This window comes from Nitrosomonas aestuarii, from assembly GCF_003046585.1.
GTDB lineage: Bacteria > Pseudomonadota > Gammaproteobacteria > Burkholderiales > Nitrosomonadaceae > Nitrosomonas > Nitrosomonas aestuarii.
This window is the reverse complement of the sequence record NZ_QAAE01000013.1, coordinates 1-25,960: the sequence shown is the minus strand read 5'-3', so window position 1 is coordinate 25,960 and position 25,960 is coordinate 1. Positions and strand designations below refer to the sequence as shown.

Annotated in this window: 23 protein-coding genes; 17 read left to right on the top strand and 6 right to left on the bottom strand. The window is 45.3% G+C overall.

Features of this window, described 5'->3' with window-relative positions:
- Nucleotides 1-122 precede the first annotated feature (122 nt).
- From C8R11_RS15915 to C8R11_RS11360, 3 genes are all read right to left on the bottom strand, one after another.
- Nucleotides 123-302: a hypothetical protein gene (locus C8R11_RS15915; protein ID WP_146159107.1), complete on the bottom strand. Its 180-nt coding sequence runs from the start codon at nt 300-302 to the stop codon at nt 123-125.
- A 383-nt stretch (nt 303-685) separates the two neighbouring features.
- The gene (locus C8R11_RS17230; RefSeq protein ID WP_483406941.1) at nt 686-793 is read right to left on the bottom strand and encodes a PEP-CTERM sorting domain-containing protein; all 108 of its coding nucleotides are present in this window, start codon (nt 791-793) and stop codon (nt 686-688) included.
- Nucleotides 794-847: 54 nt separating this feature from the next.
- On the bottom strand, nt 848-1,348 hold the full coding sequence (locus tag C8R11_RS11360; protein ID WP_107795803.1) for a hypothetical protein: 501 nt from the start codon (nt 1,346-1,348) through the stop codon (nt 848-850).
- Nucleotides 1,349-1,739: 391 nt separating this feature from the next.
- Here C8R11_RS11360 and C8R11_RS11355 point away from each other — a divergent pair, with 391 nt between their 5' ends.
- Nucleotides 1,740-2,633: a pirin family protein gene (locus C8R11_RS11355; RefSeq protein WP_107795836.1), complete on the top strand. Its 894-nt coding sequence runs from the start codon at nt 1,740-1,742 to the stop codon at nt 2,631-2,633.
- 533 nt (nt 2,634-3,166) lie between these two features.
- Here the strand turns inward: C8R11_RS11355 and C8R11_RS11345 are convergent.
- On the bottom strand, nt 3,167-3,640 hold the full coding sequence (locus tag C8R11_RS11345; protein WP_219908592.1) for a methyltransferase family protein: 474 nt from the start codon (nt 3,638-3,640) through the stop codon (nt 3,167-3,169).
- 653 nt (nt 3,641-4,293) lie between these two features.
- On the opposite strand from C8R11_RS11345, the gene C8R11_RS17010 reads away from it, so the two are divergent.
- The 13 genes from C8R11_RS17010 (at nt 4,294) to C8R11_RS11285 (ending at nt 19,996) form a co-directional block, all read left to right on the top strand.
- Entirely contained in the window at nt 4,294-4,422 is a 129-nt protein-coding gene (locus C8R11_RS17010) for a hypothetical protein (protein ID WP_280142051.1), read from the top strand.
- A gap of 1,027 nt (nt 4,423-5,449) precedes the next feature.
- Complete coding sequence (locus tag C8R11_RS11340) at nt 5,450-5,923, top strand: hypothetical protein (RefSeq protein ID WP_107795801.1); 474 nt, start codon at nt 5,450-5,452, stop codon at nt 5,921-5,923.
- A 2-nt stretch (nt 5,924-5,925) separates the two neighbouring features.
- Entirely contained in the window at nt 5,926-6,321 is a 396-nt protein-coding gene (locus C8R11_RS11335; protein ID WP_107795800.1) for an Hpt domain-containing protein, read from the top strand.
- Entirely contained in the window at nt 6,318-8,444 is a 2,127-nt protein-coding gene (locus C8R11_RS11330; protein WP_107795799.1) for a GGDEF domain-containing response regulator, read from the top strand. The genes C8R11_RS11335 and C8R11_RS11330 overlap by 4 nt, the downstream gene beginning before the upstream one ends.
- Nucleotides 8,441-10,357, top strand: coding sequence for a GGDEF domain-containing response regulator (locus tag C8R11_RS11325; protein WP_107795798.1), 1,917 nt, complete (start codon nt 8,441-8,443; stop codon nt 10,355-10,357). The genes C8R11_RS11330 and C8R11_RS11325 overlap by 4 nt, the downstream gene beginning before the upstream one ends.
- Before the next feature lie 342 nt (nt 10,358-10,699).
- Nucleotides 10,700-10,969, top strand: coding sequence for a YfiR/HmsC family protein (locus C8R11_RS11320; protein WP_280523899.1), 270 nt, complete (start codon nt 10,700-10,702; stop codon nt 10,967-10,969).
- Between the two features lie 294 nt (nt 10,970-11,263).
- Nucleotides 11,264-13,174, top strand: coding sequence for a TonB-dependent receptor plug domain-containing protein (locus tag C8R11_RS11315; protein WP_280523898.1), 1,911 nt, complete (start codon nt 11,264-11,266; stop codon nt 13,172-13,174).
- A 14-nt stretch (nt 13,175-13,188) separates the two neighbouring features.
- Nucleotides 13,189-13,767 carry a YfiR family protein gene (locus C8R11_RS11310; RefSeq protein WP_090697605.1) on the top strand — a complete coding sequence of 193 codons (579 nt, stop codon included), beginning with the start codon at nt 13,189-13,191 and terminating at the stop codon, nt 13,765-13,767.
- A gap of 154 nt (nt 13,768-13,921) precedes the next feature.
- Complete coding sequence (locus C8R11_RS11305; protein WP_107795795.1) at nt 13,922-14,812, top strand: hypothetical protein; 891 nt, start codon at nt 13,922-13,924, stop codon at nt 14,810-14,812.
- Nucleotides 14,813-15,158: 346 nt separating this feature from the next.
- A complete protein-coding gene (locus tag C8R11_RS11300) occupies nt 15,159-15,407 on the top strand; it encodes a PP0621 family protein (RefSeq protein ID WP_107795794.1) in 249 nt (82 codons plus the stop codon).
- A gap of 40 nt (nt 15,408-15,447) precedes the next feature.
- Entirely contained in the window at nt 15,448-17,103 is a 1,656-nt protein-coding gene (locus C8R11_RS11295) for a two-component system sensor histidine kinase NtrB (protein WP_146159106.1), read from the top strand.
- Entirely contained in the window at nt 17,096-18,505 is a 1,410-nt protein-coding gene (locus C8R11_RS11290) for a sigma-54-dependent transcriptional regulator (RefSeq protein ID WP_107795792.1), read from the top strand. Before C8R11_RS11295 ends, C8R11_RS11290 begins: the two co-directional genes overlap by 8 nt.
- 108 nt (nt 18,506-18,613) lie before the next feature.
- Complete coding sequence (locus C8R11_RS11285; RefSeq protein ID WP_107795791.1) at nt 18,614-19,996, top strand: alginate export family protein; 1,383 nt, start codon at nt 18,614-18,616, stop codon at nt 19,994-19,996.
- Here C8R11_RS11285 and lgt read toward each other — a convergent pair.
- Nucleotides 19,986-20,825, bottom strand: a complete 840-nt coding sequence (lgt, locus tag C8R11_RS11280) for a prolipoprotein diacylglyceryl transferase (RefSeq protein WP_107795790.1) — start codon at nt 20,823-20,825, stop codon at nt 19,986-19,988. The genes C8R11_RS11285 and lgt overlap by 11 nt on opposite strands.
- Before the next feature lie 140 nt (nt 20,826-20,965).
- Here lgt and ilvD point away from each other — a divergent pair, with 140 nt between their 5' ends.
- Complete coding sequence (gene ilvD, locus C8R11_RS11275; protein WP_107795789.1) at nt 20,966-22,639, top strand: dihydroxy-acid dehydratase; 1,674 nt, start codon at nt 20,966-20,968, stop codon at nt 22,637-22,639.
- A 439-nt stretch (nt 22,640-23,078) separates the two neighbouring features.
- On the opposite strand, the gene C8R11_RS11270 is transcribed toward ilvD, so the two are convergent.
- A complete protein-coding gene (locus tag C8R11_RS11270) occupies nt 23,079-23,711 on the bottom strand; it encodes a transglycosylase SLT domain-containing protein (protein ID WP_107795788.1) in 633 nt (210 codons plus the stop codon).
- Between the two features lie 503 nt (nt 23,712-24,214).
- On the opposite strand from C8R11_RS11270, the gene C8R11_RS11265 reads away from it, so the two are divergent.
- Nucleotides 24,215-25,588, top strand: coding sequence for a hypothetical protein (locus C8R11_RS11265; protein ID WP_244907644.1), 1,374 nt, complete (start codon nt 24,215-24,217; stop codon nt 25,586-25,588).
- Between the two features lie 63 nt (nt 25,589-25,651).
- Nucleotides 25,652-25,873, top strand: a complete 222-nt coding sequence (locus tag C8R11_RS11260) for a ZIP family metal transporter (RefSeq protein WP_107795787.1) — start codon at nt 25,652-25,654, stop codon at nt 25,871-25,873.
- The last annotated feature ends 87 nt before the right edge of the window (nt 25,874-25,960 follow it).

Genomic DNA, 25,960 nt, shown 5'->3' with positions numbered 1-25,960 from the left:
TACTCCGGTTATTCTGCAATCATTGTTTATCCATTTATCGTCTACATAGCGCCTACATGAAAAAACATACTTTTTTAATTGCCTTGTAACTTATTGTTTTATTGGCGCCTGGAACACATACCTTAAAGATCATGCTCCATACCACCAAAAGCAAGCACAGGAGCCGACACCATGAGCGGATCTACCAATATGCTATCAGTAACGCAGGCGTTTTCAACTGCGGCTAGACGCCCCTGCAACAAATCGAAACGGGCAGCTACACCCCGCCGTTTTCTTTGCTTCTTCCAGCCGAAGAGTGTCACGGCATACAAAATTTACCAAAAAATCGAGTAAATCGGCGTTGAAAAGTTTTCACCCATGATTGTCAAATACCCGACATTTAGTCGAAGATATCAATCAGCATTGAAATTTTCCCAGTTTTTTTCAAAAAACAGCGTCCAAATTTACCAGTTTAATTTTCATGCTATTGTTTTTACAACTTAGTTTATTCCACAATAGACGCTGACACTGGAAAATATTGGATGCTGATTGATAGGCCACAACAATAAGAATACTTTATCGCATAGGCATCTTTATGGAATTCTTCCAAAGCGAACCGGAGTGGCTTTCCCGGATCTTTTTAATTTGAACCAAGCTAAAAAATCTCGGGAAAAGCCTGACTGACTGAAGTTATTCGTCGAATTGCTTAGACTAAATAATGCTTGCGCCGAGTAACACCTAAACCAACCAAGCCCAATGCCAACAATACTAAAGTGCCAGGTGTAGAAACTGTTACTTCATCAGCTGAAAGCACACTGATATAAAACTGGTTGGCTTGATTTAATGTGCGGAACGCAAAATCTGTACCTTATTGTACACTAGTCAGGTTTAATGCGGAGAAGCCGCCGCCATTAACACTGATCTCAATGTTAGGATTGATGATTTTATGATTCGCATCGCGGAAAATCACTTGATTAAAATCAATTTCTGCTAATTTATCAAAATGTAAATCGAGAACTTCGTTGATGGTTACATTGTCATCGCTGCTTGGGGTACATTGGTTATTTGCGGTGAGTGCTTTACAAACGCCCAGGCCTGCATTACCAGAATCCAGATAAGCAAATGCGCCACCGGTTACAGTACTTCCTGTTGCGGTTAATGTTAAGCCACCTACGGTCCAATCAAAAGTCTGGAAGCCGGCTTCACCTGGGTTGCCAGAAAATGCACTACCATTTCCCAGTGTTCCTGTAATAGATCCATTGTTGGTGTCAATAAGGTTTACGAAATTATAAACCGATGCATTGGCATGAATAGATACGATTCCCAATAAACCGGCAAGTGCAATTGTTTTTTTTATTTTAGTTTTCATATGACTGTATTCTCTTTAAAATTTACTAGTATCAGTACTGATAGATAAGCAAATAACATGCCATACTTATATCCTTATGATTATAATGGATATAATATTTTCTATTTCTTTGAGAACCTGTTAAGTGTAAAAAAAATCAACGCTGTTGCAACAAATACCAAACAGCACACACATTTACCCGGGAAATCTCAATGACAGGATGTATCAAGGAAAAATGTTCTGTAGGCGAACACCAGTTTCGAGGAAAAACGGATTCTCAATTTATGCGGAAAAGCGTAATCTTATCGCATTGAATCAAAGTATGATCACTAAGAATAGTTTTGATCAGATTGTCGCTTTTCACCCGACGCGGATTCAAGCGATCTATTCAAATTTTAGCCAGGAGAAAACGATGCTAAAAAACAAGCCCCAATCCTCTGCCAAGAAGCTGCAGCGCATTCAGCGCAATACAGAAAGTCACTGGGTCGGTAACGGTTTTCCTGTCCGATCGCTGTTTACTTATCCTAAGCTGGGACCGGCAATCAGTCCGTTCTTATTGTTTGACTACGCCGGCCCCATGGATTTCCCGCCAACCAGTCAACGCCTTGGTGTGGGCGAGCATCCGCATCGCGGTTTTGAAACGGTCACGATTGTCTATAGTGGTGAAGTTGAACATCGCGACAGCTCCGGAGGCGGCGGTAAAATAGGGCCCGGTGACGTGCAGTGGATGACTGCCGCTTCTGGTATTGTTCATGAAGAATTTCATGGCCGGGATTTTGCGCAACGCGGTGGATTGTTCGAAATGGTGCAGCTATGGGTCAATTTACCAGCTAAATATAAAATGTCACCACCCCGCTATCAAAATATTTTAAATGATCAAATTCCTGTTGTGAAACTTCAGAACGGCCAGGGAACCGCACGGATCATTGCGGGCGAATTTGAAGAAGCCGCGGGGCCCGCTCATACATTCTCACCTATTCATGTATGGGATTTACATCTGACCAGCGAGCAACAGATCGACCTGCCCGTTCCTGAAGCATTCAACACTCTGCTTGCTGTACTCAAAGGCACTGTAATGATTAATCACGCTGACACTATTGGTGCTGCAGAAGTTGGAATATTTTATTCGGCAGGCGATCACCTCTGCATCAGTAACGCTCAAAATGCAACTGTCTTGCTGCTTTGTGGTGAACCGATTGACGAGCCGATTGTTGGCAGCGGTCCTTTTGTTATGAACACAGATGCAGAAATCCGTCAGGCAAAGGCAGATTATCAAAGTGGCAAGATGGGACACTTAATGTCTTGAGCATTCTGCCTGATGATATGGATGCATGGTTCTGCACAAGATTTTTTAACCTGTTTTGTCAATCCACAACCATCGGGAATATATACGTAAATAAGACTATTAAATACAATCGACGCCTCAGAGTTGACGCTGTTTTTCTGTTAATGGACCATCAGGCCGGGTTGATATCACTCGCACAGGCGTTTCGCCCACTGAATTTAAGAATAATGTATTAGCCCTCTCGGCCTGAGGCAAATACTTGAATCTGCCCACAATCCCAACAACAAGTTTCAGGGATGGGCCGAATTGCCCACTGGCTCCGGAAATCAAGGAAATATTTCCCGCTGCTCCGTATGTTGCATGCCCAGGCAATATCAACGCCTGGGACAATAAAGATTTTTTCAGCCATTGAAAAAGGCTACGACGTCTTTGCCGTCACTGACGTATTCGGCACTTTTAATGAAAAAACAGGAATGCATTGATTTTAAACTGAGCAAACAATACTTCTGCATACGTAGATAACAATTGCGGAGCCGCTTGCGTAAGATGACGCATTACAGCCATCGCCTCACGTTTTTTGCATAACTCGAGTACTGTTCACCAAAGATATCCATCAGGACACGCTCCTCTGGTTGAATCTGAAAACGTGTAATGTACATGATAAAGAACGGTAGACCCGCAAGTGGCAGCAGCGCTGAGAGATAAACTCCCCAGGCAAGTAAAAACAGCACCACACCAACGTACATCGGATTTCGGGTGAAACGATACACACCACCTGTGACCAGTGCCGAGGCAAGCTCGGGCTTAAGTGGGTTGATAGTTGTACGCGATGCGCGAAAAGCGACTAATCCCAGCAGATCAAAAACACCCCCCGCGATAATCAGAATGCCCACGAGGGAGTACCGTACTTGTGGTGCAAGTGCGAACTGCGGCCCTACTTCTGCTAGTGCCCACATCGCGGTAGCGACAAGCATCCCAACCACGGGCGGGGGAATTTTATAGTCAAGCCAGCATGCAGCAGGCATCATCCAGTTTTAACCTTGTGTTATTTAATGAGCACACCATAAATTATATTTCTTGTAGCATCTGAATTATAGAGGACATTGTATTGTTCGATGAAATGTACCCTAACGATATCATCGAGAAGAACCCATTTGCTTGGGTAAAAAATCTTCAGGTCAGCACAAAAAACAGGAACGCTTCAATACCGATAATGCATTCAGAATTCCGCAAGAATTAGCAGAATAAGAAAAGAACCTGACTCAATTGGCTTTATTTCAGGACTGTGCACTTCGGCATTATTCGCCCTGCGCTGGTAGAAAAATCTGGACACCTGCATTAAAAAACATGCATCAAATACCGCAATCCGTACCAGATCCGTTAAATCTTTACATGAACAATGCTGTTAAATAGTAAATACATGTAGGTTGCAAAACAAATGGGACTATTATTCTACTTATATGAATTCTTGCGGCATCGATATTGAAAACTCATTCTGAGAAAATAATCCGCATTACAATGATGCAATCCAACCAGCGTCAGCGTGGTATCGCGGCAAGTATTAAAAGCCGAATAAGCACACTTATCAGCTGTTTTGTTGATCTACATCAATGGTGCCAGTCCTGATTCAGTTGATAATTTCTATGGTTACATAACACATACTATAGGAGTGAGCAGGAATATGAGTACATTAGAAAATACAAAGGATGATGCTAGTACAGTTAAAAAAATGGGTTTTAATATAGCGGTCATATTCGGCGTGGTGACGGCTTTAATTATTGTATCGACATACTTCGCTGACAATCTGTAGGGTAAGCAATAGTGCAGAAGGATTTACGGTCCTGACACATCACTTGCAGAAATGAGAGCTACCCGTTTTGATAGAGGTATCGAATTTTTATCAAAATGGGTAGCTCTCAATGATGCGCACCAGCAATCGTAGTATCAAACATGAGACTTGTTAAATTTAGCAGAAGCGCTGGATCATATATCCAGAATCTGTAAAGTCACAAGTGTCTCACGCGATACGGCGATACGTTTTATTGCTGCAATCCCTGGATAATTTTAATAAGCGTTTAAAGACATTTGAAGCCAAAGTAGCTAATGACGGCATTTTTCTCAGTGGATACGCAAATTGCAAACGTTGAGAGTTGAGCAAAATAATTTACAAACCCCTGTTTAATCGTACTTTCCTATTGCCACAATCTGTGGCTTAAGTCAGTTAGCCGAACTCATCTGCGTATAAGGCCAGGGCATTTAAAATGGTGCAGATTTTCTGCGCCACCCACCATCCCGGAGCGCTTTCTTATAACCGAAGTAACGCTTACCGCATTATGTATTTGGATGGCATTTCCCCGTTATCTTTCAAACGTAGAAGACATGTGGTGACGCCGTTTTGTCATACCTGCATAGTTAATAGTCCAGAGTTCATCCAGCACAGCCTTCGAAAACGTTTTAAGCGGCCTCCCAGAAACAGCTCAGCTGCGAACCACTATAGAATGCATATGTACCATTCATTTTTTTAAATACAGTATTGCAACGTCTGTTTGCCTTTTTTATACCCGTTCGGTTTTGGTCAAATAAACAAAAGCATACTCATCTGGCATTCAAAAAAAAATTGACATCAAGTTAATAGTCAGAAATGGATTACAAAACACAATCTGTTACAGCGAATACTTTATTTCTTTTTTTTATATACTCATCATTCTGCTATCAATAACGCTTAACCTTAAACAGCGATTAGATAGCAACCACATGACTATATTAGTTTTATTTAATTTTAAAATTATTGAGATAACCAATTAATCAACATTCAGTGATATAACGTTCTTTTAAATATGCCGATCACCCTTATCGCATTCCAAGCCGAACTGCAGCAACCCTTTTCTATAGCACAAGATCTGGCCATGATGTTGGCAGCTTTCCTCATTCTTTTGTACAGTTACCTGATCGTTTTTTTTTCGCTGTCAAAAGCGATCATGGCAAATCAGTGTACTGCAAAGTACATGCGGTCAAAACCCGGTTTGCATATTGATCTTTTTCAGCACGGCAAGAAAGTCCTGGCCTTTGTCATCAGCGACCCTTTCGCTATGATTTTAGCGAGCCGGTATGACCCGGTGATGAATTACTCTAGAAACACAATTCGATTTCATGGACGAATCACACATATCGATCAATCACTTACTATCGCCGCCGCCGGCATCGCGAAAAATGACTTTATAGCATGCCCGGCAACTGAACAAAATGATTTCCTTCCGACATCCCATCTATTTAAATACAGCGCGCCCCGGTTCGCTAAAGGAAAAACCTGACAATGGACACTGTAAACTCATGCACAGCCTCGGACCGTGTTAACACACCGATTCTTAATCAGGAACAGCTCACTGTTATCCGCAACCTGGACCTATCATGCGGAGATGAACTTGTCAATAAAATTCTGCAGGTTTTCCTTGAAACTTCTGTTGACCTGACCAGACAGATTGAAGATGCGATTAATAATGAAGATGCCGAGAGCCTGCGCCATGCCGCCCATACATTAAAGTCCAGTGCCGCAAATGTAGGCGCTGAAAGTATATCAGTCATTGCCCAGAAGCTTGAGTTATGCGGTAAATCCGGCGAATTTGGACAGGTAGGACAACTACTGGATAACTTGCAGCAGCGCTATCAAAAAGTCATCACTGAAATTAAACAGATCCTTAAACAGTCATGAGCGCTGATGCTTTTAAAGTCTTACTGGCTGACGATGATATCACGGTCAGGTATCTCATGCAGGCTGCATTGGAACAAGCCGGACTCAGCGTAACTCTCGCATGCGATGGAGAAGAAGCCATTCGTATGTTTGATGCATCACCGCATGACATGGTCATGCTGGATGTAGAAATGCCACGTAAAAATGGATATGAAGTTTGCTCGTATCTACGCAAAAAAATCGGCAACGAATTGCCTATCATCATGGTCACAGGGATGGATGATGTACAGTCGGTCGATCATGCTTTTGATGTCGGCGCAACGGATTTTATTTCCAAGCCGATCAACTGGAGTTTAATCCGCTACCGAATACTCTATCTAAAACGCGCTTACCTCAATCTACTTGACCTTAAACTCGCCAATGCGCGCGGCAGGGCGATTTTCAGTGCTATCCCTGATGCCATGTTTATTCTGGACAATGGCGGGGTAGTCGTTGACACACTGAATCTCTCTGAAAAAACATTCAGTTTAAAAGTCAAGCTTGGCAATTCATTGAGTCACACATTGCCTACAAACATCTTTCAAATATATCTTAACGCTTTGCAAAAAGCCCGCCTGAAAAAAACGGTCGAACATTTCGAATATCAACTTAAACCAGACGAACTAAATACGCTGCATTTTGAAAGCCGGATTGTCACAATCAATACGCAAGAGACGCTTTGCCTGGTTCGCGACATTACAAATCGTGTGGATTCAGAAAACAAAATTTTCCATCTTGCTTATTTTGACGTGTTGACGGGTTTACCTAATCGACAATCCTTCATGGAACGATTGGAACAGGAAATTGCACGTGCACAGTATATTAACAACAGATTCGCAATGCTGTACCTGGATCTGGATGGCTTCAAAGGTATCAATGATGCGATCGGACATAATACAGGCGACTTGATCCTTAAATCAGCCGCCAGCCGCCTGAAAAATACTACGCATTCATTGGATTTTTCACCATATGACGCAAAACCACATGGCCAACTCAGTCAACCAGCAGCCGATATCGCACGCATCGGTGGCGATGAATTTACGATCGTTATGCCTAATTTACAGCGTGCAGAAGATGCCCTGATTATGGCCCATCGTATTCGTCAAGTCATGCAACAGCCCTTTCACCTGGGGGATCGTGATGTTGTTTTGACCGCGAGTATTGGCATAGCCTTCTATCCTGATGACGGCGAAGATGCAGAAACTTTGTTAAAACATGCGGATACCGCCATGTATCATGCAAAAGATGAAGGACGGAACAATTGTCAGTTTTATAGCAGCACATTTACCCATCAGGCAGAAAAAAGATTAAACCTGGAGAATGGTCTTCGTAATGCATTGTTACAGAATCAATTTTTTCTTGTATATCAACCACAGATGGATATTGCAACGGGGAAATTTCTGTCAGTCGAAGCGCTGATCCGCTGGCAGCACCCTGCACAAGGATTTATTTCACCACTTGATTTCATTCCCCTGGCAGAAGAAAACGGTTTGATTATTCCTATTGGAGAATGGGCACTGCGAACAGCCTGTGCAGAGGCCATGGAATGGCTGAAAAAAGGATTCAATATACGCGTTTCCGTCAATCTCTCGCCGCTGCAATTTAAAAACCCGGATTTGGTAAAAAGTGTGATGGGTATTCTCTCAGAGACAGGCTTTCCACCCAGCAATCTTGTTCTGGAAGTGACAGAGAGCGCTTTGATGGATTATAACGCGGAGATTCTGAACACAATAAATACGTTACGCAGTCACAACATCGAGATTTCACTGGATGATTTTGGCACAGGCTACTCCTCCATGAATTATTTGATGCATCTCCCGATTAACAACATCAAGGTTGATAAAAGCTTTGTTGACGGCATGCTGGATGATGGAAAAAGCCTGGCCATCATCCGATCCATTATTTCTTTATCCAAGAATCTGAATTTCACCGTCACAGCGGAAGGTATCGAATTGCTCGAACAAGCAAATGTACTAAAAAAATTAGGCTGTGATTACCTGCAGGGCTATTATTTCAGCAAACCCGTTCGCTCCGGAGAAATCACTGATTTCTTGAGAAAACAGCATCCAATCGAAACAGTTCAAATCCTCCGGAACACATCATGAAAACCGCAAACCCGAGCCAATTAGGCATCAGCGAACTGCTGCCAACGCCAAGAGGTGTCGCCCTTGCGCTTATGACAGCCTGCCGGCAGGAAGACATCACGATCAGCGAAATCAGCAAACTCATTCAAACTGATCCCGCGCTCTCTGGTCGCTTGATCAAGAAGGCCAATATGACGGGTTTAAGCACGCGCACGATCACCTCAGTTCCAGATGCCATAGCCCGCGTCGGTCTGAACGCTGTCAAACAACTCGCGATGGGATTCTCATTGATTGATCAATATCAGATAGGGACCTGCAACCAATTTGATTATCAACAATTCTGGTCACATTCATTACTGATGGCGATTGCCTCGCAGGAACTGGTCAAATCAACGCGGTTATGCTCTCCTGATGAATTGTTTGCCTGCGGTTTAATGGCGCGCATTGGTTGCCTGGCACTCGCCACAATTTATCCAGAAAAATACAGTGAACTACTCGAAAAACAGACCCCTGATCTGACTTTAATCGATCTCGAGAAACAATTTTTACAAACCAACCACAATGAATTAACGGCCGCAATATTGAACAATTACGGCTTTCCCCAGATTTTTGTCGAATCAATCTATTATCATGAAACCCCGGAAGAATCGTGCTTTTCCGAGGGATCCCGTCCTTATCAAATCGTACACTTACTCTACATGGCGAAACTGATAGCTGACTTTGGCCTGAGCCCAGAGTCAGAGCAGAATAAATATACAACCGAACTCATGTTGCTTGGCGGGAAAATGAGCCTTGATACAGAATCGCTTGGGTTATTTATCGATCATGTTATCAAGGATTGGCAAACATGGGGGGAACTGCTCAAAATACCTGCAGCAGAACTTCCTCCATTTCATAAAATAATCAATAATCCAATTGCGCGGCCCGAGAGTACGGTCGATAAATTTTCACTTCGAATACTGATAGTAGAAGATGAACCATCCAACCTTGTCCTTGTTGAAGAACTGCTATCCAGAATTCTTGGTCATACAGTATTTACAGCGTGTAACGGCAAAGAGGCATTATCTTTGGCGGTAGAAGTGCTGCCCCATATTGTCATTACGGACTGGCTTATGCCGGTTATGGACGGACTTAAGCTAACCCAATCCCTGCGCGCTACAGATTGGGGCCAGAATTTATATATCATCATGATGACCAGCCTCGACGATGAAGAAGAAGTCATTGAGGCATTTGATGCAGGCGTGGACGATTATGTAACAAAACCGATTAACATACGCGAGTTTCGCGCCCGACTGCGTGCAGCCTGGCACTATCGAAAGTTACAGGAATCCTGGGAACGTGACCATGAGCAACTCAAGCGCTTTACCGCTGAACTGGCCGTCACAAACCGTAAATTGGAACATATCGCACTCACCGACATGCTAACGGAATTACCTAACCGACGTGCAGGAACGGAGGCACTCTCCAAAGCATGGAATGATACGGGCAGATCCAATCAACAGATGTTCGTCATTCTAATCGACATTGATCACTTCAAAAAAATCAACGATACATATGGTCACGCTATTGGTGACCAGGTACTGAAAAAAATCGCTGCAGCTTTCAGAGCCATCGGACGAAAAAACGATGTTTTTTTTCGTATTGGCGGAGAAGAGTTTATGGCTATTCATTTGAATGATGACACCGATGCCAAGCCAGCTGTTCTTTTTGCTGAAAGGCTTCGCCAGCATATTGCCGCACTGCAGATCAACATCGACTCATTTCACATGAAAATTTCGATCAGTATGGGTATTGCAATAAAAGAAAAGAATATGAAAACTGAAGATCAGCTACTGAGTGCGGCTGACAAAGCACTCTATGCAGCCAAGAAAACAGGAAGAAACAAAACCTGTTTATTTATTGATAACAAAATTGTGGACTGCAACAGTAACTAACCGCAAGGCGCGTAATGCCAGTCTATCAAACTTCATACTTATAACCGATACCGTTATCAGTCTCAACACCTTCTCTGTCAGCAGGTAAACCCAATAAACTTCAATGAGGCAGCAGCATGGGATTTCAACTATTCAAACGAAACCCAAAACAATTGTATGAGAAATGCCTGAAATCAATACAAAACTGCTAAAAAGCGTTGTTTTCCTGCTACTGGGCTTTCAATTACCAACAGCACCTCCTATTGCCAGCACTGGGCATGAATATCGTGCAAATGCCGGATTTATTTATAATTTTCTTGCCATCAAATCATGACCTGAGTATATCGATCAAGTAATCAACCTTTGCATCTTCTCAGAAAATCACCTTCAAACGAAATCAATCTGCTTCAAACAAGGCCCGTTAATCAATGTGCAATGAAGATTTCACGTTTAGCTGCCCTTAAAAAAGCCGGTAACTGCCAGACGGTGTATATCTCCAAACTGGAGGCCGGTCACCTTTCCAGTATTTTGGACAGCTTAAAAAAACAAGCCATTTTGGCGCTCGCCGACGGTACGAATACGGCCAGAATTTATTCAACCAGAACCAGAAAGATTTTACATCTAATAACGTAAAAAAACCTTTCCCTCATTTAACAAAGAAGACAACCGAATTCCTTTTATTCATAGCTTTATAAAGTCAGCAACCCATATATTATATTCATCTCAAAAAAACTCAGTATCCCGTTTACAAACAGAAATTTATCGGCAACGCAAAAAAATGAATGCATGGTTTCAAGTGACACCCAGACAATGCGATCAGGCATGAAGTTCTTAAGCTTCTTTACTATCTGCTGCTGTGCGAGTATTGCAGCCGCAACTGGAAAAAATCTTGACAACCAATTTCTGGGACTCAGCATTGAGGAGCTGATGAATATTGAAGTTACCACGGTTTCCAGACGATCACAAAAACTGACTGATGTTGCCTCTGCGATTTTTGTGATTACCGGCGATGATATACACCGATCCGGCGCAACCAGTATCCCCGAAGCTCTACGCATGGCGCCAGGTGTTCAAGTTGCACGCGTAGGCACCGATAAATGGGCTATCAGCGTGCGCGGGTTTAACGGCCTCTATGCCAACAAACTGCAGGTCCTCATGGATGGACGCAGTGTTTATTCTCCGATATTTTCCGGTGTGCTGTGGGAACAGCAAGACACGCTTATGGAAGATATTGAACGGATAGAAATCATTCGCGGGCCCGCAGCCACCGCATGGGGCGCCAACGCAGTCAATGGGGTTATCAACATCATCACCAAAAAGGCAGCCGATACGCAGGGCACTCTGCTCACAGCCGGCGGCGGCAGTTTTGAACATGGCTTTGTTGGCGCACGCTACGGCGGCAAAATCAACTCACAGACACCCTTTCGGGTCTACGCCAAAGGATTCACGCGTGATAATACAACATCCTTATCCGGTGAAAACATACACAACCAATGGCACTCGGCCAGAGGTGGGTTCCGCGTGGATCACACGCGTGGAAATGATGAATTTACTTTACAGGGCGATCTTTTCTACATGTCCAAAGGAGACACACTCAGTAGAGATACGCTCAGTCTTCCCAGCACCATACCCACAAGCGGCCTGCGTGGCCACCAAGAAGGTGGTAATATACGTTTTCGCTGGGACCGGACTTTTTCCGAACGATCCTCGGTCATGCTGCAGACCTATTATGATCATATTCGCATTCGCTTATTACCGGTAGGAATCATTCAAGCAGAGAGCTTCGACGTTGACTTTCAACACCGTTTTTCCCTATATGACAGCCATGATGTAACCTGGGGCGCCAATTTCCGACTGTATCACAATAAAGTTTTCGAAACAGATTTAGTAAAATTCACGCCTGCCGAACAAACCAATCATTTATACAGTATTTTTATCCGGGATGACATTTCACTGATACCCGATCGCCTGTTGTTCACACTGGGAACCCGGATCGGTCACAATGACTTTACCGGACTGGAAGTACAGCCGAACGCACGCCTCATGTGGACACCCAACACCGATAATTCAATCTGGATGTCTGTTTCCCGTGCCGTACGGACGCCTTCGCGCGCTGAAAATGATGTCACAAGCACTGTGGGACAACTGGACACAACAGGATTACTCACTTTACCGATACCGATCTTATTAACACTGCAAGGCAATAGTGACTTTAATTCAGAAAAACTGATCGCCTACGAACTGGGATACCGCCACCGGTTTTCTCAACAGGCATCCATTGATATTGCAGGGTTTATCAACGATTACAGCCAATTGCGTGATTTAAGCTTTGGCGCGCTCGCATTGAGCACAGGACTGCCGCCACAATTCATACTACCCGCATTGGCAAATAACCAGGCTTCGGCGCTGACTTATGGATTCGAAACTTCGATCGACTGGAAACCGCTGACCAAATGGCGCCTGCAAAGCAGCTATAGCTATCTGAATATGCAGATTTCTTCCAACAAACTATTGAAAGAACTCGACCCGATCACAGGTGGCGCAGACAAAATCAGTCCGCAGCATCAATTATCCCTGCGCTCCAACTACGACATATCCGAAAAACTGCAGCTCAATCTCTGGCTGCGTTATATCAGCAAGATCGCTTTTTACGATATTCCAGACTATGTCACCATGGATGCGAAACTGGCATTCAAACCCGTCAGAAATGTTGAATTGTTTCTCGTCGGCCAGAATCTGTTCAGCCAAAACCACCGGGAATTCGTATCCGACACCATCCCTTCAATACCTGGAATTATTCCGCGCGGCATTTATGTTGGGGCGCAATGGCGCTTCTAGGAGAATGCGCGGACATGCATTTTTTCAACCGACTCATCAGGCTACTGAGCACTATCGCAAAAGAAAGTGTTGTTTATTTCTTATGCGCGATATGCATGGGTTTTATTTTGCCATCGTTGCAATCAACTGCCTGCGCTGATGAATTAGTCGAAAATAAAGTTAAAGCCGCGTTTATTTATAACTTCATGGCATTCACACAATGGCCTGAAGATACTGGTCAGACGCTAAATCTCTGTATCTACGGAGAAGATTATTTCGGCCATGAAATTGACAAGTTAGAAAACAAATCCGTCAACAATCATCAAATCAAGGTAATACGCACTGATGACAGCATTGAGCAATTACAGGATTGCCAGGTTATATTTTTTTCTAAATCTGTAGGCGAAAAACTGCCTGCCCTGTTAGCCACAATACAGAATAAGCCTATCCTTACGCTTGCAGACAGTCCCGGTGCCGCAATCCAGGGTGTTGCCATCAATATGGCGCTCTCTAATGAAAAAATTGTATTTGAAATCAATCTGAGCGAAGCGCGCAGCTCAGGTCTGAATATCAGTGCAAGGCTACTGAATCTGGCTGTTAAAGTATATCAATAGAAAATAAGCTAATTGTTATTCAAACGCACGAAATATTCACCTTTAATCAGCTAAATCTCGCCTATGATTGAACACCAAAACAGGTATGCTTATCCTCGCATTTCAAAACCGAACATTGAACAAAACATTATTAATTTACTGGAGTTCTCCTGGCATGAAACAACATCTGAAAAAACTCATTCAATCAATTTGCGCACTCGCTTTAATTGTACATACACATCTCATATTTGCAGATACTACAGCGGATGCTGAAACAGTATTCAATTGGGCCGAAAATTCTTTCCCTGAGGTGCTGCCCGGTCATAAAGCCACGCAAAATATCAACCCCTGGTTGTTTCGGTTTTATCCAGAAACCGGCGTTTACGTGGGCGTCAATATAACCGATAATAACGTTTATGTACTCGGCGGCCCTTGGGGTAACAACGTCACAGTAGTTGAAACGCTCTCAAATATGGTTAACCTGATACAGAACTCCGGCGGAAACAGCAGTGTCAGTGCCTGTAATACAGCGAATGTACCCGATGGCATTATTTATAGCCAAAGCGGCAATGTAGTGACTGTCACCACGAATGGCCAATGTATACTTGCACCTGACATTACCGACTCAGCAAACAGCAATATTTGTGTGATACCGCAACAGCCGACCGCTACTGGTATTTCCACACTCAGCAGCAATACAATCACTTCTTCGAGCTTAAGTGGCATCACAACCACTATCCCGGGGTTGCCCAATCCTTTTCAAGGCATCATCGATTCTACCGCAAGCGTCAAACACTGCACGATCAACGCCGCAGTTGACACAGCCAACTTGATTGTAAACTCTGATATATGCCTCGACCTCACAGAAGCTTTAGCCGGGGCGTTATCCCAATTCCCGATTGAAGGAATTCAAGTAACACCGCCAATCGAATACGCCTCAACCGGCACATATACGAGCCAGATAGTACCCGATTGTTTTGCCACGGATGCCACAACCGTTACCGATGCCTTCACAGGCGAAACCTGGATCAAACAAAACGGTAATTTTATCCAAGTTACAAACTAGTGCTGATTGACGTTTTGCAGATTTTAAGAAAGGCTACTGTTATCAATAAACAGCAGCCTTCCAGTTTTCATAATAAGATCTGAAAAACCCATGCTTTGTCATGCTCATGTTTTTTTCCGTTTCATTAACCTGACGGGCGGCTGTAAAAAGCCACATATAGAAACGCCACTTTGATTAATCCGGCAATAGAGTCCTTTTTTCAACTTTGCCTGTCAGTATTCATATGATAAATAATAGCTACAGATGAAACTGTTGATTGAACGTAAATCCTGTTTTTATATAGATGGCAGTTATACTTATGATTTATGCGACAAAAGTCGCGCATTCATAGAGGAGGAACATTGATTTGGGCAAATTAGTCTTTTTCTTAATTATTGCTGTGCTGGTTTATTGGTTCATAAAAACACGCACACCCGAAGAAACCGAAACCCCGGATGATGACAAAGCGGAAAACGCAACACCAAAATCACTGGAAGAAATGGTGCGATGCACGCATTGTGGCGTCCATCTGCCTAGAAGTGAAAGCGTTACCAGTCAGGGCGAGTTTTTTTGCAGCAACGAACATCGCCTTGAGCATTTAGACTCGTCATCATAGTACTGTGATTACAGATATTTTCTCGTTTATTCAGCCCAGCGTGCGTAACAGGCTGTATCAAAGAACGCATAACGAGCCTGACACACTATCCAGTCCGGAACACGTTTATCCGGAAGCATTCTGGCATTCATTATTTTTATTTAATATCTCCCGAATGATCATTACCTGTGGGTTGATGATACTTGCATGGTCATTTCATTTTGTCAATCTGGGTTCTCATGATCACACACTGTTCTCTTATGCGGCATGGCTGCATTTGCTTGTAAGCAGCCTGCTTATGGTGTTGATCAGATTACGCAAGCCCGATCTTAAGTGGCAACTGATGCAACAGGTTTGCACCGATGTCATTTTTATCTGCATTATGATCTATGCCAGCGGCGGGCTGGAAAGCGGGCTGGGTATTTTACTCATGATCTCTCTGGCTGGTGCCGGTCTCATCAGTAAAGGAAGAATGGCCTTATTTTTTGCGGCAATCGCCACCATCGGCGTTCTGCTGGAAGAAATTTACGCATTTCTTTACATGGGTTCTCATGCAGCCCAGTTCACCCATGCTGCGTTACTCAGCATGGGTTATTTTGCAGTAGCATGGGTTGCGCAGCGACTTGCCAAGCATGCAGTCGCCAATGAGAAGCTGGCCCATGAACGCGGCATCGATCTGGCTAACATGGCACAGATTAATCAGTTGATTATTAAAGACTTACAAGAAGGCATTCTGGTAGTCGACAACAACGGAAAAATTCGTCAGTGCAATACTTATGCTGAAAAATTGATCGGCTTGAAATCACAACCGGAATATTTCAAACCGCCCATACTTTCCGAGTATGCACCAGCTCTCGCATCCCGGTTATCCAGCTGGCGGAGTAACACAGACATATCCTTTGATCTACTGCGCTTATCTAAAAACAATACCCTGGTCAGAACCCGCTTTATCCCTATAGAAAACAATTCCCACGCAAGCATCGTCATTTATCTGGAAGACACAAGCCGAATTCAATCGCAGATACAACAATTGAAGCTGGCTGCTTTGGGCAGGCTGACGGCCAATATCGCCCATGAAATCCGCAACCCTTTATCTTCCATCAGCCATGCAGCAGAGCTTCTGGAGGAAGACGCTCAGTTCTCTGGTACCGGCAGCAATCACCGTCTGTTGCGTATCATTAACGATAACACACAGCGTCTGAACAAAATCGTGCAAGATGTACTGCAGTTGAATCGACGGGATACTGTTCAGGTTGAGTCTATCGATGCTATCGACTTTATTGATTGTTTTATCGATGATTTTTGCCTGATAGAAAAAATTGATAAAACGGTTTTTCAACTTGATTTCACAAATATCGGCACGACCGGTCTGATTAACTTCGACCCCAATCATCTGCGCCAGATACTCTGGAACTTATGCTGTAATGCCTGGCGGCATTGCCGTCGACAAAAAGGCAGCATCATAATCAAAATCACTCGTTGCACCTCCACAAACAGAATGCTTCTGGATATCCGGGATGATGGGGCAGGCGTGCCCGCCATCCAGTTGAAACAGTTATTTGAACCCTTTTTTACTACTGCAGCCAACGGCACCGGTCTGGGTCTTTATATTGCACGCGAATTGTGCGAGGCCAACCACGCTGCACTTGAGTATATCTGCAACACGGGTTGCGGGCACTTCAGAGTTTTTTGCAAGGATGCCAACCATCATGCCTAGAAAAGACGAGCATAATCAGACAACATCTATTCATAAAGCAGTACCACATGTATTGGTTGTTGATGATGAACCAGATATTATTGAATTGCTCGAGTTAACGCTGGCGCGCATGGGCATGAATGTCATCAGCACCATGAACACGCAGCATGCCAGGCAATTACTGGAATCCCGTTCATTTCAGCTATGTCTCACCGACATGCAGTTGCCGGATGGTACCGGGCTTGATCTGGTGCAATATATTACGCAGCACTGTATCGGCCTCCCCGTAGCTGTTATCACGGCATACGGCACACCGGAAAACGCCGTTGCCGCTCTTAAAGCAGGTGCTTTTGATTATTTAACCAAACCGGTATCGTTAAATCATTTACGCACGCTGGTCAAATCAGCTTTGAGTCTGCCGCCGCTGCATTCAGAAGTTACACCGGTAGAAAACACAAACAACCGGCGCACCTTGCTCGGCGAATCACAGCCCATGCGCAGATTGCGCGCAACCATAGAAAAGCTGTCACGCAGTCAGGCTGCCGTATATATCAACGGTGAATCAGGCAGCGGCAAGGAACTGGCCGCCAGGATGATTCATGAAAGAAGCGCGCGCCACGATGAGGCATTCGTTCCGGTCAACTGCGGCGCCATTCCCGAGAATCTTATGGAAAGCGAGTTTTTTGGTTACAGAAAAGGTGCATTTACCGGCGCTGACAAAGATCATAATGGCTTTTTCCTTGCTGCCAATGGCGGCACATTATTTTTGGATGAAGTCGCGGACTTGCCGCTCGCCATGCAGGTGAAACTGCTCAGAGTCATTCAGGAAAAACAGGTACGCAAACTCGGTGATACACAAGAAACAAATATTGACGTGCGCATCATCAGCGCCACCCACAAAATATTGAGTGAATGCGTTGAAAATGGATTGTTTCGTCAGGATCTGTATTACCGGTTAAATGTGATTGAACTGGACATGCCCGCACTGCGCGAAATGCGTGAAGATATTCCGTTAATCACAGAGCGAATACTGGCAAAAATTTGCCGAGAAACATCAAGACCCATTTGCCATCTTGATCAGGAAGCACTTGCCGTACTTGCAGGCTATGACTTTCCCGGCAACGTACGTGAACTGGAAAACATTCTGGAACGCACGCTGGCGCTCTGTTCAGATAAAAAAATCGGCAAAAATGAATTGCAGCTCAAGCCTAAAGAAACGCAACAATCGCCGTCCGACACACCGATCACACCTGACCAAAAGCTGCCATTACAGGATTACCTGGACAAACTGGAGAAAGAATCCATTAACAAGGCATTGGATCAAACCCTGCATAACAGAACTGCTGCAGCGAAACTATTGGGCATTACGGTGCGTTCCATGCGTTACCGTATGGATCGTCTTGGATTACACCTCAAAAAATAAGACGAACTGTATCGAGTGTAAACGCTGAAAAATATGGATTATTTCTCCCCGAATCAAATTGTAAAATCCGGATCAGTAGTATAATCGGTCATTAAATTCAAACTGATCATGTATCTGCGTTCATTTATACGCTTGCACATTGTGCTTGCCTGCAAGATTATTATACTGGCGAGTTTTCCCTTGCAGGCGCAATGGTCATTGAACGATGCCCTGATGCCACAGGGTTTTTCACTCCAGATCGACCACCGCACCCGGTATGAATTCATGGATAACGAATTCAGAGCCAACCAGTCAGGTCAAACGGATGTAATTGTTTTCCGAACGCTGGTTAATGGACGCATACAATTACCGGCCGGTTTTACTGTGGGCGCCGAACTACAGGATTCACGCACAGCAGCGGATCATAATGCTTTACTCAATACGACCATCGTTAATCCCACCGAATTATTGCGCGCTTATCTTGAATTTCACCGGCCCGATGTGCTGCGTGGAAACATCATGGCGCAGGCAGGCAGAATGACGCTGGATGTAGGCAGCCGCCGATTTGTGGCCCGCAATAGATTCCGTAATACTATCAACAGTTTTACCGGCATTGATATCAACTGGCATGGCAGCAAAAAATTAGCAGGCATGCATCTGCGGGGATTCTGGGCGCTACCGGTAGTCCGCCTTCCCGATACGGCTGATCAACTGTTCCACAACAACATTGTTTTTGACGAAGAAAGTTTTGACCTGCAGCTCTGGGGAATTTTCGCAGCAAACAATTTTGCAAAATTCGGGCGTGGTGAGCTTTTTATATTCGGCCTGCATGAGCAGGACACATCCAATCGTCTCACGCAAAACCGCCAGCTTTTCACGCCGGGTTTTCGATTGTTCCGTACACCCGCTTCTGCCAGTATCGACTACGAATTCGAATCCGCATTTCAAATGGGTCAGTCCCATATATCTCCCGTTGCGCCCCGAACCCTTGATCATTTCGCACACTTTCATCATTTGACGGCTGGCTACACATTTTCAACAGCATGGACCCCTAGAATTGCCGTACTTTATGATTTTGCCAGTGGTGACAACAACCCTGATGATGGTAATAACGGGCGTTTTGATACATTGTATAGTGCACGCCGGTTTGATTTCGGACCGACCGGCATTTATGGCGCACTGGCGCGCACCAATATGCACGCGCCAGGCATGCGTCTAAATCTAAAACCACATAATCGATTGACCGCATCAATGGATTATCGTGCACTATGGCTTGCCTCAAGCAGGGATGCCTGGGGATTCACAGGCGTCAGAGATCCCGATGGTCGCTCAGGCAGTTTTGTCGGTTCACAGCTTGATGCACAAATCCAATGGCAGTTATTACCCGGAAACTTAGCCATTGAAGCAGGTTATACCCACCTCTTTTCCGGTAAATTTATACACAATGCGCCAAACGCAGGCCATCGCGGCGACATTAACTACTTCTATACGCAGGTCACCATCAATTTCTAGCTTTTCTTTTACGAAATTTTGGATTATTGAATGGTTTGTTTTCAATTGACTTGTGCCGTTCTGACCATATCACCAATGCCAGGCCGGCCAGTATCATCGGAATCGACAACCACTGCCCCATCGTCACGCCCAGTGTCAGTTCACCCATAAAACCATCTGTCGGTTCACGGAAAAATTCTGCGATCGAACGCACCACACCATAACCGATCATAAACATGCCTGTCACTGCACCCAGTGCGCGCTGCTTTGCCGAATAGATCCAGACGAACAAAAACAATACAACACCTTCCAGAAAAAACTGGTAGAGCTGCGATGGATGGCGCGGCAGTTCGTCGACATAAGGAAAAATCATACCCCAGGACACATCCGTAGGGCGGCCCCAAAGCTCTGCATTAATAAAATTACCGATACGGCCGGCACCCAAACCCAGCGGTACCAGAGGCACACCGAAATCCGTAATATTCAACCAGTGCACGTTATATTTACGTGCCAGGAGGATCATTGCCATAATTGCACCGAGAAAACCGCCATGAAATGACATGCCACCTTCCCAAAGTGCAAAAATAAGCAACGGATTTTCCAGATAGTAGCCAAATTGATAAAACAATACATGACCCAACCGGCCGCCGATAATCACGCCGAGCATGCCGTAAAACAGAATATCATCCAGAAATTCATGTGTAATAACGGTTTTGGGGCCATATTTAATACGATAACGGCCCAATAAAAAAAACAGCATGAAGCCAATCAGGTACATTAATCCGTACCAGTGGATGGACAAAGGTCCCAATGAAATAGCTACGGGATCAATCTGTGGGTGAACAAGCATGGGTTCCTGCCTTATCATTTACGTGATTTACGGTAAAATAAGCACATTATAACAAGTGCGTTTAGCAAAATTGAATGCCTTTTTGAAAAGATCCTTTTAGAACGCCTATTTCTTTTATATTTAATATTTCAGGAGTCAGTATGCCAGACAATAAACGTAGCCAGATTATCACGCAGGGCGCCCAGCATGCACCGAGCCGCGCAATGTTACGCGCGGTCGGCTTCACCGATGGTGATTTCAACAAACCCATTGTGGGCGTTGCCAATGGCTACTCGACAATCACCCCTTGCAACAAGGGCTTGAATGAATTGTCACGCAAAGCAGAACAAGCGTTGCACGAGGCCGGTGCAATGCCGCAAATGTTTGGCACCATTACCGTATCTGACGGCATTTCCATGGGTACTGAAGGCATGAAGTATTCTCTGGTTTCCAGGGAAGTCATCGCCGACTCCATCGAGACCTGCGTGCAAGCGGAAAGCATGGACGGCGTCATCGCCATCGGCGGCTGCGACAAAAATATGCCGGGTGCAATGATCGCCATTGCTCGAATGAACGTACCCGCCATTTTTGTTTATGGTGGCACTATCAAACCTGGCAAGTACAAAGGACAGGACTTGACGATCGTCAGCGTGTTCGAGGCAGTCGGCCAACACAGCGCACAAAAAATCGACCAGGAAGAATTACTCCAAATTGAGCGCCATGCCTGTCCCGGCGCAGGTTCGTGCGGCGGTATGTTTACCGCCAATACCATGTCATCCGCATTTGAAGCCATGGGCATGAGTCTGCCCTATTCTTCCACCATGTCGGCAGAAGATGAAGAAAAACTGATCAGTTCGGGGCAGTCCGCGGAAGCGCTGGTCAATGCGATTAAAAAGCAAATTCTGCCGCGCGACATCATTACCCGAAAATCGGTTGAAAATGCCATCGCTGTTATCATGGCGGTCGGCGGCTCCACCAACGCAGTATTGCATCTGCTGGCCATTACACATGCTGCAAAAGTCAACTTAACCATTGACGATTTCGAAGATATCCGCGCACGCGTACCCGTCATCTGCGACCTGAAGCCATCCGGCCGTTATGTCACCGCTGACCTGCATAAAGCCGGCGGTATTCCACAGGTCATGAAAATGCTGCTGGTCAATGGCCTGTTACATGGCGACTGCATCACTATTACAGGACAGACAATCGCTGAAGTATTGAAGGATATTCCGGACACACCGCGCGCTGACCAGAACGTCATACGCCCCTGGAATAACCCAATGTATGCACAGGGTCATTTAGCCATCCTGAAAGGAAATCTGTCGACAGAAGGTGCCGTCGCCAAAATCTCAGGCATCAAAAACCCTAAAATCACCGGCCCGGCACGCGTGTTTGAATCAGAAGAAACCTGTATGCAGGCGATTCTGGATCGGAAAATACAACCCGGCAACGTCGTGGTTATCCGCTATGAAGGTCCCAAAGGCGGTCCCGGCATGCGCGAAATGCTCTCGCCCACTTCGGCCTTGATCGGTGAAGGGCTTGGCGACTCAGTTGGCCTGATTACCGACGGCCGATTCTCAGGCGGCACCTATGGCATGGTCGTCGGCCACGTCGCTCCGGAAGCGTTTGCCGGCGGCACCATCGCACTGGTGCAGGAAGGAGACTCAATCACCATCGACGCAGAACAACGTTTGTTACAGCTAAATATTTCCGACGCAGAACTCGAACAGCGCCGTGCGGCATGGCAACCGCCCGAACCACGCTATACGCGTGGCGTACTGGCTAAATACGCCAAGCTGGTGTCAACGGCCAGTAAAGGCGCGATTACGGATTAACAGAACTTATTACGTCTAAAGTTTCAGTGTAAAAAAATGGCTAAAGCAACGCATTTGCATTTTTCAAACTTTGCTTCTTCGCCATTTTTTACCTGAAACCTCGTTTTGCTCCAGCGGATTTCAACAGCCTGCTGAAACAAAATCTTTAGGGTGCAATGTCCTTGGGTGATTGCACCTTTCTTCGTTGCCCCGCAAACCAACAATTTTCAAATAACGCGCCGCATCCGTTGCTGACTTAAATCAATGGGCCAATCCTTCCGGCGGTGACCAATTATTGGAAGGGTCAGACAAAACTCCATTAATAATGACCAACGACTGCAGGGGACAACAATCAATGGCTAAAAAATTCATCAAAATTAAAGGTAACGATGATGAGAAATTGTGTGGCATCCAGTTATTCAACTGAGTTCCTCAGGATTACTGACTCCGAAACGCCGTTCTAGCGGCACAGTGGCCAGACCTGGTACCAGTGCCGGCACCGGAACTGGTCTTCGCAGCGGCGCAGTTGCGCACCATATTCTCGCGCCGTATGATCGACGCGTCCGGCCGTGCTTAGCAGCCATTTTTTATTCCGGTGGGTGCCGCGCCGGTAGCCGCCGTGGCCCTCATGATAGGCAAGATACAGATTCTTCGAATCCCACTTGGAAATACCAAGCTGTTTATTGCTCTTATGGTTATACCAGCCGACGAAATCCAGCGCATCCTTCATGTCCGAGCGACTCTTGAACAATCCACCGGTCACTTGCTTGTAATCCTGCCAGGCCGGATCCTGAATCTGGGCATAGCCCTTGGCCGAGGAAGCCCGGCCCAGCGGAATGAACAGGAACCACTCGAACGGTGGTTTGGCATTGTGGCGGTAGCTGGATTCGTGGCGCACAAAGGCCATCAGGATGTGCGCCGGCACGCCCCACTTGTCTTCCGATGCCCTGGCGTAGTCATACCAATCGGGATGCTGCTCGAATACTGCGCACAGGTTGTGCTGCTGTTTCGGCGGATTGGTTGCGCAGCCAACCATCCCCCCGAGCAGGATGATAATAAAAGCTGACTTGAAAAGATGTCTGATTGCGTTCATAGATTGAATTAATCCATAGCTGTCAGTTTGGGTCCCCGAAAACTATAGAATCAAATCTGGATTACGAATAAAAATGCCAATAGAAAAAAATAAAACTCCAATGATAGCCGATAATCTGTAGTAAATTCACAGTTTGGGATTTATTGCGGGCATTCCCTGAATATGACCGGGCGGGCAATCAATCAGTTCGTTGCCAACACGCAGCTGGATTAACCGTGCCCCGACTGTTTTTTCTCTTTCAATTGCACAGCACATGACCAGACGCAAATTTGACAAAAAAAAACAGATTCTTTTCTTTTTCTCATGCCGGAAAGATTGCAGGAAAGGAATGGCAATGTCAAAATACCTTGGTAAACAATTGATACCACAATCATTACAGCAACAATCACTCACCGCACGGCATAAAATATGCTCAGGATTCAGAGGAAATCCGACCGATGATCGGAACTGTCACACCATAACTGCATGATCAGATTATCTTTAAACTATACCGTCAGACAATAATGCATTTTTATCAGAACTCTGGACAGGCTCACATAAGACAATCTGTTTGCTTAATCATTGTTTACTTCACAATCCTTCTGGCACTGACCGGTTGTTTATCGCCGATTACGCTTAACCGAGCGGTGATTGTGTATGACGAGGCTGTCACCAGAGCGGAATCGGAACAATTGTTGATCAATATCGCCCGTGCGCAACATCACCAGCCTATTCACTTCACAAGAGTTCCCAGTATCGCGGCCACATTCGATTTCCGTATTAATGCAGGCGGTACGCCTGCACTTACAGGAGATGCCGGCGGGTTGCTGATGCCATTATTCGGCGGCAGCGTTGCTGAGAATCCCACCTTTACAATTGTGCCGATCGAAGGGGAGGAATTCACCAAACGTCTGCTTACTCCATTTCATCAAAGCAAGCTTACCCTGCTGCTGCGCCAGCACTTCGATGTTGACCTGTTATTACGCATGATGGCTCAGGAAGTACGCTTACAACACCACAACTCAAATGATGCCCTTGACAACACCCACGATGAAAAAGAACATGGTTTCAGACTCAGACACGGCAGGCATCATAAAGCCGCTCCTCACGTTATCGAACTGACTGAGGAGCAGAAACACCGGGTGCGTTTACGCAGCCAGAGACACCAAAAACAAGTTGCCTACCGTAACAGCCCGTCAGATATGTCCGGATACGAGATGTTCCGCCGCGTTGCATTGCATCTTTCAGCGATTCAGGACCAGAGGCAACTTTACGTGGAACCACTAACCTTCGAGCGTAGCTGGACCATCCCCGGCGCTGCTGTGTCGGCGGAAGGATTTCAGGCGCTGGAGAAGGAATTTACCGTGCGCTACAATCCACAGGATAATACCTATACACTGAGCAAACAGATACTGGGCCCCATTCTCATTACGAATTATGATCCCGATGTTGTATGCTGCGAGGAAAGGGCACAATTATACGACCTTACGAGTCCATGGATTGCAAATGATGTCGCTTTTGATATCCGTCCCGGTTATGCGGGTGGAGACTGGCCTATTCAGGGTTCTTTCCGTCTCAGAAGTTTTCATGCAATTCTTAATTTTCTTGGGCATGCGCTGGATGAAGAGCCGGAATACCCTGTTGAAAAAGACGCACGAACACCGCCTATCGCCCGCAATGAAAATCCAGGCATGACCCTGGACCTAAAGGTTTCGGATACAGTGCCTGCCGATTCCGGCTTATCCGTCCGTTCTCATGGCAAATACTATGCAATCAACACTGCGGAGCCCTACTACCACTGGAATAAAAATGCTTTTCAATTACTGTATATTCTATTTCGAATGACAATCACCGATGCACCATCTCTCGGTGTACCCAGCATCACGATCGCAAAATAATTTGTCAGGTGATTACACATCGGGATATGCTTTTAATTCTGGCATAACATAGAGAGTGTAGCTATGCTGCTTTGGATAATTGGGTTTAGCTTATTAGGCAGTATTGGTGCGCTTGCTGGCGCAGGTTTGTTTCTATTTTTTCCGGAAAAAATTCGAAAGAACCTTGTCCCTTGCCTGGTCAGTTTTGCAATCGGCACCTTGTTAGGCGCTGCATTCCTTGGCATGATACCGGCTGGGCTGGAACAAGCGCCGGCTATTGTGATTATGATGACTGTACTAGCCTGAATATTGCATGAATGGGGGAGGCAATTCCTGTTAAATCTTTTATAATTCAGTTGTCTAGACTGCATAAAAGAGAGGAATTGCCAGTGA